The organism is Sphingopyxis sp. CR5 (assembly GCF_059693785.1).
In genome coordinates this window covers 1-12,177 of record NZ_JCATIE010000002.1, presented here as the reverse complement: position 1 = coordinate 12,177, position 12,177 = coordinate 1, and the positions used below count along the sequence as shown (strand labels likewise).

General features: G+C 62.1%; 8 protein-coding genes. 4 read left to right on the top strand and 4 right to left on the bottom strand.

Going from position 1 to position 12,177, the window contains the following annotated elements:
• Positions 1-24 precede the first annotated feature (24 nt).
• From AC58D2_RS02960 to AC58D2_RS02950, 3 genes are read left to right on the top strand one after another with little or no spacing between them, the layout of a single operon-like run.
• Positions 25-2,466 carry a TonB-dependent receptor gene (locus tag AC58D2_RS02960; RefSeq protein WP_497387179.1) on the top strand — a complete coding sequence of 814 codons (2,442 nt, stop codon included), beginning with the start codon at positions 25-27 and terminating at the stop codon, positions 2,464-2,466.
• A 26-nt stretch (positions 2,467-2,492) separates the two neighbouring features.
• A complete protein-coding gene (locus AC58D2_RS02955) occupies positions 2,493-3,341 on the top strand; it encodes a phytanoyl-CoA dioxygenase family protein (protein WP_497387177.1) in 849 nt (282 codons plus the stop codon).
• Between the two features lie 25 nt (positions 3,342-3,366).
• Positions 3,367-4,941 carry an AMP-binding protein gene (locus tag AC58D2_RS02950; protein WP_497387175.1) on the top strand — a complete coding sequence of 525 codons (1,575 nt, stop codon included), beginning with the start codon at positions 3,367-3,369 and terminating at the stop codon, positions 4,939-4,941.
• A gap of 42 nt (positions 4,942-4,983) precedes the next feature.
• Here AC58D2_RS02950 and AC58D2_RS02945 read toward each other — a convergent pair whose 3' ends face one another.
• The 3 genes from AC58D2_RS02945 to AC58D2_RS02935 are packed head-to-tail and all read right to left on the bottom strand — an operon-like array spanning position 4,984 to position 10,205.
• Positions 4,984-8,262 (bottom strand): acetyl-CoA carboxylase family protein, encoded by a 3,279-nt coding sequence (locus AC58D2_RS02945; RefSeq protein WP_241940805.1) that lies wholly within the window; start codon positions 8,260-8,262, stop codon positions 4,984-4,986.
• Positions 8,263-8,265: 3 nt separating this feature from the next.
• Positions 8,266-8,700 (bottom strand): hypothetical protein, encoded by a 435-nt coding sequence (locus tag AC58D2_RS02940; protein ID WP_241940806.1) that lies wholly within the window; start codon positions 8,698-8,700, stop codon positions 8,266-8,268.
• Positions 8,697-10,205: an MFS transporter gene (locus AC58D2_RS02935; protein ID WP_241940807.1), complete on the bottom strand. Its 1,509-nt coding sequence runs from the start codon at positions 10,203-10,205 to the stop codon at positions 8,697-8,699. Before AC58D2_RS02935 ends, AC58D2_RS02940 begins: the two co-directional genes overlap by 4 nt.
• A gap of 137 nt (positions 10,206-10,342) precedes the next feature.
• On the opposite strand from AC58D2_RS02935, the gene AC58D2_RS02930 reads away from it, so the two are divergent.
• The gene (locus AC58D2_RS02930; RefSeq protein WP_241940808.1) at positions 10,343-11,035 is read left to right on the top strand and encodes a TetR/AcrR family transcriptional regulator; all 693 of its coding nucleotides are present in this window, start codon (positions 10,343-10,345) and stop codon (positions 11,033-11,035) included.
• Here AC58D2_RS02930 and AC58D2_RS02925 read toward each other — a convergent pair.
• Complete coding sequence (locus tag AC58D2_RS02925) at positions 11,028-11,849, bottom strand: phytanoyl-CoA dioxygenase family protein (protein WP_241940809.1); 822 nt, start codon at positions 11,847-11,849, stop codon at positions 11,028-11,030. The two genes, AC58D2_RS02930 and AC58D2_RS02925, sit on opposite strands and share 8 nt — an antisense overlap.
• Between the last annotated feature and the right edge of the window lie 328 nt (positions 11,850-12,177).

Sequence of the window (12,177 nt, the reverse complement as noted above, 5' to 3'; positions counted from 1 at the left end):
GCTGGGACAGGAAGAGGATAGGGCATGTTGAAGAGGCTCTTGTTGTCGTCCGCGGTGCTGCCGCTGACGCTGTTTCACGTCGCCCATGCTGCGGCCCAGGAAGCCGCTCCGCCTGAACCCGCCGATGAGGGGGCGAGCCATCCGGGCTTCACCGACATCATCGTCACCGCGCGGCGCGTGGAAGAGAATCTGCAGCGCGTCCCGACCTCGGTCACCGCGGTAAGCGGCGACATGTTGCGCACGGAAAGCGTGATCGCGGTCAAGGATCTGCCGAAGCTTGCGCCTTCGCTCAGCGTCGTTTCCTATTTCAACGACATGAACGCCCGCTTCTCGGTGCGCGGCCTGTCGGCCGGCGTCACCACCTATTTTGCCGAGGCTCCATGTTGTGGCGGCATTGCCAGCGCACCCTTTCTCGATATCGCATCGGTTCAGGTGCTGAACGGCCCGCAGGGCACGTTGTTCGGGCGATCGAGCGCGGCCGGTGCTGTCCTGATCACCCCGCAAAAGCCTGAATTCAACAAGTGGGGCGGGTTGGTCGACATGACCGTGGGCACCTATGGCCGGGTTCAGTTCACGGGCGTGGTGAACATTCCTGTGATCGACGATCGTCTCGCGATCCGCCTGGCCGCAAACGCCAATCGCGTCGGCGGCTACACCAAGCAGTTCGGGACGAGCAAGCGTCTCGATGATGTCAACAACCAGCAGTACCGCCTTGGCGTGGCGTTCAAGTCCGGGGCGCTGGAGAACACGCTTTTCGCTTCCTACGAAAACATCGACCAGTCGGCGACCGGTTCGGTGCTGGCAGGGTACAAGCCGACCCATGCCAATCTGACTCCCGCTTTTCTCGCCATACTCGAGGCGGAGACAGCACGTTTGGAGCAGGGCGGGAAAAAGGCTGCACGCATCACCGCCCCAACCTATGACGGGCAGGCGCAGTTGACTCAGATGAAGCATGCCAGCGTCGTCAACAACACGCTGATCGAGGCGATCGATACCGGTTCGACACGCATCAACATCAAGAACATCTTCTCGTTCGACTCCTTCACCTCGAACAGCGCCGGTTCCTATGACGGCGTCGGGGGTATCCTGCAGGAAGGGGCTTTCGCTTCCGCGAACTACAGCAATTTCGGTTCAAACAACCAGGTCGGGACGATGCTGAGGGCCAAGCTGGGCCCCGCGCTTCACACCTACACCAACGAGCTTCAACTCCAGGCCGAACTGTGGGACGGTCTGTTGAAGGCCAATGTGGGGGGCTTTTACCAGCACCAGCGGGCGCCCGAGAACATGGAAGGCACCACGAACGTCTACAAGCTCTACGGCAATCCGAATGGCTATTTGAATGCGGTAGGCTTCGTCAAGCGGTCGGTGGCGAAGGAAAAGGCGGTTTTCGGACAGGCTACGCTCGACCTTTCACATGCCGGTATCGAAGGCCTCAGCATCACCGGCGGGTATCGCTACAGCTGGTCCGATTCCGCGCTGACGACGGTCGCCCCGGTCCGCAATGCGGTCACGGGCAGTTTCGAGCCGGGGACGACCGAGACGAATTCGGCCACGAAGAGCAAGGGCTATAACTATACGCTGTCCATCCAGCAGCAGTTCACGCCCGACATCATGGCCTATGCCTCGGCAACGCGGGCCTATGTTCCGGGCGGCGTGAATGCGATCAATCCGCCTCCCGGCGCCAATCTTCCGGGCTATAAGCCCGTCTATGATGCTGCGACGGTGAACACGCAGGAAATCGGTCTGAAGACCCAATTCTATCTTGGTGATGTAGCGGTGCGGTTGAATACCGCCGCTTACAACACCGATTACAAGAATATCGCCCAGACACTGCTAGGCCTCGTCGATGGCGTATCCTATCGCTACCTCGCCAATATCGCCGCAATCCAGCTGCGCGGTGTCGAAGTGGCAGGCACAGTGGTGTTCGACCCGAGCTTCAGCGTGAATTTCGGCTATTCCTATAACCATGCGAAATACAAGACGTGGACGGGCGTCGATCCGTATAACACGGCACGCCCCGGCGACGCGGTTTGCGTCCCCGAATCGCCGGATGGCGTCTGTTTCCTCGATCTCAGCAACAACCCGTTGCCCTATATGCCGAAACATTCGGGCAATGTGACGTTCCAGTACACCGCGCCGCTCGGTGCTGACGTCGGCGAACTCGGGCTGTCGGCGTCGATCTTCGCGCAGAGCCGCGTATATTATGTCGCGGCGGCGGCGCGTGACCTTCAGCTCTATCCGGGCGGGCTCGATGCCATCTCGCAAGCCTCTTACGGTACGGTCAATCTGCGGGCGGAACTTCGCGACGTGGGCGGATCGGGTTGGAACAGCGCGGTCTTCGTGAACAACCTCACCGACAAGCTCTATGCCACGGGCAAGGTCGCGCAGCTTCACACGCTCGGCTTCGCCGCGGCAAACTACGCCCCGCCGCGCATGTTCGGACTCCAGGTCTGGAAGAAATTCTAGAACTCTAGCACTAGGAAGGCGCAAACATGGCAACGCAACAGATCCGTCCCGGCGTGGACAGTATCTCGCCGGAATTGAGCGCGCGGTTCGACGAACTCGACTTGTGGAACAATGCGCGCGATCTGGTGGAGGATGGCTACACGATCATCCAGGATCCCGCCGCTCACGCGATCACCGACGAACTGCGCGAGGCAATCCTGCGGCTTTCGCAGACGTCGGATGCCGAAAACAAGGGGCGGCGCGCGGGGCTTTTGCTCGGCCGCGATCCGGTCTTTGCGAAGGCGGTCACGGTTCCGCGACTACTGGCGCTGGCGGAATTCCTTCTCGGGCGCGGGATGCTGCTGAGCCAGCTTCTGGGAACGATCCGGGGGTCGGGCGGCGGAAATCTGGGGCTGCACGCGGACAATAGCTGGTTTCCGGAGCCGTTTCCGTCCTGGGAAATCATGTGCACCGCCTGCTGGGTCACCGACGAGTTTACCGAAGAACATGGTGCGACGATGATCATCCCCGGGACGCACAAGCAAAAGCGCCACCCGCCGCGCGACGTCCGCAAGTCGCTGGAAGGCGCCCGGGCCATTGTCGCGCCGAAAGGATCGATATGCCTGTGGGACGGGTCGGTGTGGCACGGCAATTACGCGCGTAAAACGCCCGGCGAACGGGTGGTGCTGCATACGACCTTCACGCGGCTGGGGATGCAGCCGATCGACGATTACAGCCATCTCGACGATGCATGGCTGGAACAGAATGCCTCCGAACTTCGCGGCCTCCTTGGCCGTGACCTTTTCTTCCATTCGACCACCGAAACGAGCGGGCAGACGGATCAGGAAAAACTGCGTCATACCTACCGCTTGGTTCACGGCCCGCAGGGATATTGACCGGCTACGCCGCCAAGGAGACGAAATGAGCGACATCTGGAGTGGAAGCGCGGTGCCGTCGGCGGAGGCCTGCGTGACGGGACCGCTGCTGGAACGCCACGCGCGGGAAACGCCCGACAAGCCATTCGCGATCTTCGACGACGGCAGCAACTGGACTTATGCCGAAACGCTGACCATCGTCCGGAAATTGGCGGGCGGGCTTCGCGCGCTTGGCGTCGAGCAGGGCGATTACGTCAATGTCTGGCTGCCCAACGGGCGGGAAACGGTTGCGGTCTGGCTGGCGATCAACTGGCTGGGCGCAATCTATGTTCCGATCAACCTGGCGTATCGCGGCAATATCCTCGAACACGTAATCGCGAATGCGAATGCGCGGTTGATGATCGCGCAATCGGATCTTGTCGAACGGCTGCGCCCGATCGACCGAGCCCGCCTGGCCGACATTGTCGTGCTCGGAAATACGCCCGAACCAATGGACGACATACGCTTTCACGAATGGGAGAGTCTTGACGGGCCGCAGGTCGCGGCGCCGGCACAGGTCATGCCGTGGGACGTGCAGATGGTGATCTATACGTCCGGAACGACCGGCCCTTCGAAGGGCGTCCTCGTCACCTATTGTCACAGCTATACATCGGTCAACGCGGCGTTCGGCTACGTCGGGCCCGAGGATCGCTATCTCGTCGCGCTGCCGCTGTTCCATATCTCCGGAACCGGGGGCGTTCTGCTCGCGCTTTATGGAGGGGCGTCCTTTGCGCTGATCACGCAATTTTCGACCTCGAATTTCTGGCGTGTCGTACGCGAGACCGGGACCACCTGCCTTGTCCTTCTCGGCGTAATGGCTGCTTTCCTCGCCAAGGAGCCGCCGCGCGACGACGATCGCGATCATCCGCTGCGATCGGTCATGATGGTACCCTATACCGAGGATGCCGCTATCTTCGAAAGCCGCTTTGGGTGCGAAGTGCGGACCTGCTTCAACATGACCGAGATATCGACCCCGCTGGTCGCCGAGCCGGGCGGCAATTTTCCGGTATCAAGCTGCGGCACGGTTCGCGCCGGGGTCGAGGCGCGGCTCGTCGATGCCCATGACATCGATGTGGTCGATGGCGAGATCGGCGAACTTATCCTGCGCTGCGACCGTCCCTGGTCGATGACGACAGGTTACCTCAATAACCCCGAAGCGACCGCAGCGGCGTGGCGCAATGGTTGGTTCCACACCGGTGACGCGTTTCGGCGGGATGAGGCGGGCAATTATTTCTTCGTCGACCGGATCAAGGATGCGATCCGGCGTCGCGGCGAGAATATCTCTTCCTTCGAGGTCGAGAGCGATGTCTGCTCGCACGCGTCGATCCGCGAGGCCGCCGCGATCGGCGTTCCAAGCCCCTTTGGCGAGGAAGACGTGATGGTCGTCGTGGCTCCCGCGCCGGGCGAAAAGGTCGATCCGCGAAAGCTCATCGAGTTTCTGGAGCCGCGCATGGCCGGCTTCATGCTGCCGCGCTATATCCGCACGATGGCCGATCTGCCGAAAACGCCGACGCAAAAGGTGCAGAAACACCTGCTACGCGCGGAGGGAGTCACGACCGACACCTTCGACCGGCTCGCTTGATCGCCCGGCAATTATGAGGGGCCGCTGCGGCCCCTCTTTTCATTACCAACTGTCTATGAACGGGCGCTTTTTCTTGCCGGTTCGCACGGGGGCGGGAATGCTTTCGAGCCCCGCGACGATATGCGCCCGCGTTTCGGCGGGGTCGATCACTTCGTCGAAGTCGAAACCCATCGCGGTGCTGATCGCCTTGCCGTTTTCATAGGATGCGGCGACGCGCTGTTCGTACCAGCGCTGGCGCTCGTCAAGATCGGCGATCGCTTCCATCTCCTTGCGGTATCCCAGCTTGACTGCGCCCTCCAGTCCCATGCCGCCGAATTCGCCCGTGGGCCACGACAGGGTGAAAAAGGGCGCCTGGCTGTGGCCGCCGACCATCGCCATCACGCCAAGGCCATAGCCTTTGCGCAGGACGACCGAGAATAGCGGAACCGTCAGGTTCGGGCCGGTCACGAACATTCGGCAGCAATGCCGGATCAGCCCCGTCTTTTCGGCTTCCGGACCGACCATATTGCCCGGCGTGTCGGCAAGAACGACGATAGGAATGTCGAACGCGTCGCATAATTGCATGAATCGCGAGCATTTGTCGGCGGCATCGGCATCAACCGCGCCGCCCAGATATGCCGAGTTATTCGCGATGATGCCGACCGGGCGGCCCTCGATCCGCGCCAGCGCGGTGATCGCCGCGCGGCCGAATTTTTCACGAAGCTCGAGGACCGAACCGATGTCGGACAACGTCTCGATGATTCGGCGGACATCATAGGCCCGCAGACGATTCTCCGGGACCATGCCGCGCAGGAGCCGTTGGTCGGCAACCTCCCACTTGGGCAGGCGCCCCTGGAAATAGGACAGATATTTCTGCGCGATCCGCACGGCATCGGCTTCGTCTTCGGCCAGAATGTCGATGACCCCGCCCGCCGCCTGGACATCGGCCGGGCCGACCTCTTCCGGCGTGTAGACGCCGAGACCGCCGCCTTCGATCAGCGCCGGACCACCGACGCCCATCGTCGTGTCCTTTGTCGCGATCACGACGTCGCAGCATCCCAGCAAAACGGCGGCGCCGGCGAAACAGCGACCGTTGGCGATCGCGATCTGCGGTACGAGCGCGCTCAGGCGACCTTGCAGCGCAAAAGCACGCGTATTGAATATGCCGCCGCCGGCTGGCCGGTCGGTGTCGCCGGGGCGACCGCCGCCGCTTTCGGCAAACAGGATGACGGGAAGCTGCCAGCGCTCGGCCAATTCCAGCATTCGGTCCGTCTTTTCGTGATTCTTGAGGCCTTGCGTGCCGGCCTGGACCGTATAGTCGTATGACATCACGACGCAGCGCGACGCATCGGCGCCGAATATATCGCCGTTGACCCGCCCGATCCCGGTGACCATGCCGTCGGCTGGCGTCGTGCGGACGAGGTGATCGACCGGATGGCGCAATCGTTGGCCCGCGATGACCAGCGAGCCATATTCGATGAAGCTGCCTTCATCGACGATGTCGGCGACGTTCTCCCGCGCCGTCCGATATCCGCGGGCCCGCCGCTTCGCGACGGCATCGGGGCGGGCGGCATCAAGCGTCAGCGCGCGGCGTGCCTGCAATTCGGCAAGGTCGGCGCGAATATGGTCGGGGTCGAAGTCCGCGCTGGCCTCGATCGCTGACAGGCCGACATCGGCTTCCTCGAAGAACAGGATGGGATTGCCCTCCGATATCACGGCACCGACCGCGTGCGGCGATAGCCGGACATAGCCTGCGGTTGGCGCGGTTATGACATGTTCGAGTTTCATCGCTTCCATGATCGCGATCGGTTGGCCTGCCGCGACCGCCTCGTTCGCTTCCGTCAGCAGGGCGATGAGCGAGCCGGTCATCGGTGCTGCGATCGCGATCGTTCCGGCGGGCGCTTCCATCACGCGATCCGGCGATTGCGCTTCGTCGGCGGGACTGAGCGACGGATCGGGTCTCAATTCGTCTGCTCGTTCGAGAAGTAGGCCCAGATTGCGCTCGATGAACAGCGTGTCGAACGTCCCGCCCGCGACCTCGGGATGCTGCAATAGCGCCCGCAGGAAGGCGAGGTTGGTGTCGATGCCGTCGATAAAAAACTCGCCGAGAGCGCGGTCGGTCAGCCGCGTCGCGCTCGCGAGACCTCCGGTCGGCGCGGTGGCGATCACCTTGGCGAGCAGGCTGTCGAAGCGGGGATTAGGCTGATATCCTTGGCTGCCGCAGTCGTCGACGCGCACGCCGGGGCCCGCCGGCACTTCGTAACGGCGGATGCGGCCTCCGGACGGCCGCGGCATCCCATCCTCGCCAATCGTTTCCGCGTTCACGCGTGCCTGAATGGCAATGCCGCGCGGGGCTGGAATCCGATCCTGCAGCAGGTCGAGGTCGCGGAGCGACGCTCCATCTGCGAGCATCAACTGGATATCGACCAGGTCGAGCCCGGTAACGGCTTCGGTCACCGTATGCTCGACCTGCAGCCGGGCATTGGCTTCGATGAAGTAAAAGCTGCCGGTATCCAGATCGACGAGAAACTCCACCGTCCCGACGCCGCGATACTTCACGGCTCTGCCGATAGCGATGGCGGCATCGAACAGCCGGTGGCGCAGCGCCATGTCGAGACCGGGTGCGGGGGCCATTTCGACAATCTTCTGCCGCTGACGCTGCAAGCTGCATTCGCGGTCCCACAGATGGACGACGTCACCGGTGCCATCGCCGACGATCTGGACTTCGACATGACGCGCGCGGCCGACGAGCTTTTCGCAATAGACGGCGTCCGATCCAAAACCGGCGAGCGCTTCCGAACTGCAGCGCCGATGCGTGTCGGCGACTGCCTCGCGATCGTTGATCGGCCGCATGCCGCGCCCCCCGCCACCGGCCACCGCCTTGATCATCATCGGGCCGTGACGGTCGAAAAAGGCGAGGGCCTGTTCGACGTCGACCGGCCCGTCGCTTCCGGGCAGAACGGGAATCCCGGCCGCCAGCGCGATCGCGCGGGCCCTGGCCTTGTCGCCGAGCGACGTCAGCGTCGCGACCGTGGGGCCGACAAAGACCAGGCCTGCCTTTTCACAATGCCGGGCAAGTCCAGCGGACTCGCTCAGGAAACCATAGCCGGGATGGACGGCATCGCAGCCTGCTTCGCGCGCTGCGCCGACGACCGCCTCGACATCGAGATAGGCGGCGGGGCCAGTTCCGGGAAGCGCGACCGCCTCATCGGTCCTGCGGATGTGCAAGGCGTCGCCGTCGTCGGCGGAGTGGATGCCGACGGACAGGATGTCGCGAGCGGCTGCGGCGCGAGCGATACGAACGGCAATCTCGCCGCGATTGGCTATCAACAGTTTCTTCATGATCTAGGCCGCCGTTTCGCGCGCGATTGTGTCGTGAAGCTGGCGCAAGACCGCCATCACCGGTTCCGACGCCTTGTGGTTTCCGACGCGGATCGTCATGCGTCCCTCGGCAATCATCGCGCGCCGGTGATCGTTGGCCGCGTCCAGCATCTCCTTCGTGGCGCCGTCATAGATCAGCATCGCCCCCGGCAGCGCAGCCGCATGCTCGGCAACCAGCGCAAAATCGGCGTCAGGGTTGGGCGCATCGCGGAACCGAACCGCGCCGTCTTCGATCTGGGCGGCCCAGAAGCTGGTTCCTCCCTCGGGAGGAACGGAGGTAAAGGTTTCGGACAGCGAGAAATGATGGCCTGCCAGGCGGTCACTGCTGTCAGCGACCAGTTGTGCCAGCAGCTCCTTGATCCGTTCTATCCACCGTGGGTCAGCAAAATTCATCGTCATTCTTTCGATTCCAGTTCGTGCAGGATGCGGGCATGCTTGTCGCGGTCGAGGTCGTAGAACCACATGATCGACATCGCGATTGCGGTGAAAACGAGCATCATGGGGCCATAAAGAAGCGCCAGATGGACGGTGGCGTCGCGCGGCACGGCCTCGACCGCGACGCCTTGGGGGAAGCGGATCAGATCGAGCGCCACCCCGGCGAGCGCGCCGCCGAGCCCCAGCGCCGCCTTGCGCGTGAACGCGCTGACCCCGAACAGAAAGCCCTCGCTGCGACTCTTGAACCGCAACTCATACGCATCGGCGATGTCCGCGAGCATGGCACCCGCAATCACCATCGCAGGGCCGCCGGCAAGCGATGCAAAAAATGCCGCCGCGGCGAGTAGGGCGGTCAAGGCTTCGGGGCTGTCGGGAGGGGTGAGGAGGCCTGTCTCTCGCAGACCTATCGGCGTCACGTTGAGCGCGACCGATACCACGACCGACACCACATAGGCCGTGCGCTTGTCGAACCGGTCGGCCAGTGCGCGAGCGAACAGCGATCCCAGCATGAAGCCGAAGGCCGCGCCGAGGAACACCCATTGGATACCCCATGTCGGCAGCTTCCAGTAGAAAGTGTTGACGTGCACCGCGAGGGCCGCCTGCACGCCGCCGAGGACATAGGAAATCAGGATCGCGATGAAGTAGATCGCAAAGGTGCGGAGCCGGAAAGCATTGACGAGATTGCTCAGCATCGGTTCGTGAAACTGACCGCGGCCTTGCGACTGCATCCGGGAATAATATTGCATCGCACGCTTTTGGGTTGTTGCGGCGGATACCAGAATCGCAATCAGCGCAATCACGCCGCAGGTCAGCGCGAGCGGGGGATAGGCCGCCTCGTTCAACTGCCCCTGCGGATATTCGGGGGTCGCGCGAAAGAATATGCTGAAAGCGACCGCAAGGACGATCAAGCGCCCCGTAAACGCAAAGATATTTCTGTAGCCGGACACCGAAATCCGCTCGTCGAAATCGGTCGAAAGTTCGGCGCCGAGCGCCATGTGGGGGATGAAATAGAAGGATTGCATCAGCCGGCAGAAGGCGGTGAAGCCGAGCAACCAGAAAAACGTCCCGCATTGCCCGAGGCCTGCAGGCGGATCGAAGAGCATATAGAGGGCGAAAGCGAGCGGTATCGGCGCCAGATAGAGATAGGGATGCCGGCGGCCGAGCCGCGTAGCGATCCGGTCGGACAATTGTCCGATCAGCGGGTCTGAAATGCCATCGAACAGCAAGGCGATCAGAAGCGCGAGGCCGACCAGCGAACCCTGCAGCCCGATGACCTGGACATAATAGAAAAAGAGAAATGTCTCGAGCGTCGCGGTCTTCACGCCCTCGGCCATTTCACCGAGGCCATATCCCAATTTCGTCCTGATCGAGAGCCGGTCGGCGCTCATGTTCTCGCGGGAAGTCCAGCCGATGTTGGACGAAGGGGTGTCGTCGATGGCCGGGGGTAAACCCGGGACAGCTTCCTTCATCCTGCTCTCCACTTTTCACGCTCATTGATCGCGCGCGAATCTTATGGTAATACGTTACCAACGGCATGCCATCGCGCGATCGGCTAGTCAATGAGGTGGGTTGCAGGAGGTGAAACAGACGATATAGCGGCGGTGTTATGACGGATGCCGAAGACGGGGTGGGCCGGGGCGGCCATATGTTCGACAAGCGAGCTGCGACCTTGCTGGAAGCGGCACAGGCGATTGTTCGCGAGACGGGAAACTTCGATCTGCCGATGCGGACGCTGGCGGCGCGCGCGCAGGTCAGCCTGCGCACGCCCTATGAGGTGTTCGGGTCGAAGAACGGCATCATCCGCGCGCTGCTCAAATCGGAACAGGAAGAGTTCAGGGAGATCGTCAGAAATTACCGGTCCATCGATCGGCTCGAGATGTTCTTCGACCGGACGTTGCTCGGCATGGAGTTTTATGCGCGCGAGCAGCCCTTCTATCGGGCGCTGTTCCGGGCAACCCAGGCGTTTTCGGGCGGCGACGAAACCGAGCCCGCGCGCGAGATGCTGCCCATCTATGCCAATATGGTTCGCCGGGCGATCGAAGAGGGCTTCCTGCGCGATGATCTGAACATCACGAATATCGCCGAAATCCTCACCGACCTGTTTGCGGCGAACCTGCGCAACTGGGCGTCCAGCGATTTCGACATCTGGCTCGCCGGGCAGAAAATCTGCTTCGGATTTTCGCTCGCGCTTGCCGGCGTCGCTATGCCGCAATGTGTCGAGCGGCTGCACCTGAGCGCCCGGACTTACGACAAAGCGATTCAGGATTATCCCGGCGGAGCAGCGATCCCCGTCAGGTAATCCCGCGCTTCTGCCAGAATTCCGACCCGTGGACCTGGTCGTATGTCTTGCGCAGCAACTCGCGGTCGTTCTGTTTGAATGTCGGACTGCGTCCGAGGAAGATTTCCCGGCCCAGCAAGCGGGGGAGTTCGGGGTCCTTGCCGGCGAACCAATCCTCGCCCAGATGGTCGTAATTCTCGATCGGCTGCATGCCGATCCGCGTATACGTCATGTGCAGAACGACACGCTCGCCGGGGATCTGGCGTGGGTAATTGCCGTGCCATACCGATCCGTCCCACAGGCAGATCGCGCCCTTGGATGCGACGATGGGTTGCGCGCCTTCCGGCTCTGCGCGTTCTTCGGGCGATGGATGACGCTTCAGCTTGTGCGAACCCGGAACGACAAGCGTCGCGCCGGATTCCTCGGTGAACTCGTCGGTGACCAGGCAGGCCGTGCACATGATCTCCCATTCCGGGAAGGGTGCGGGAAACCAGCTATTGTCCGCGTGGAGACCGAGAGAGCCTTTTCCTGCGCGCCGGCGCGAGCCGGACAATTGCGAGAAAAGTGCGCCTTTGCCGAGTAGATATTCGACCAGTGTCAAAAGCTTTGGCGTCGATATGGCGTCGGCAAAGATGGGATCCTCGCCCAATATCGTGAAACGCGTCGGGGCTTTTTCTTCATCTCCTGCCGCCACGGTGCGAATGATTGCCTCACGGACGTCATCGACAATCCGGTCGGTGCGCTCGTCGTGGAATATGGTGTATCCCCACCGGTCCAACTCGGCGACATTCTCCTCGAGCCCTTGTTCGATAATGCGGTCGTGCAGCTTTTGCATGGCATTTGATCTCCTCTGTCGGGAGACAGGTAACATGTTACCAATGCTGCGCAAGATGTTTTCTCTGTTGGCGCATGACGAAAGCGTGCTCCCACGCCGGCAAAACTCCGCGTGTGCGCAATGCCCGCAGTCTCAACACCCACTATTAACCCATCAGCTCGTTGCTGTGCCGTCGATAGCGAGGTCCGCTTCTCTCGGTTTCGATCTAGGCTTCGTGGACAAAGCTTGACTGTGGACTCGGACCTTGATTCAAGGCTGGCTTTTGGAGGCTGCCTTGGGCGAGCGGATTGGCGTTACAGACGAAGAATGGGAAGTGATCGGGCCGCTA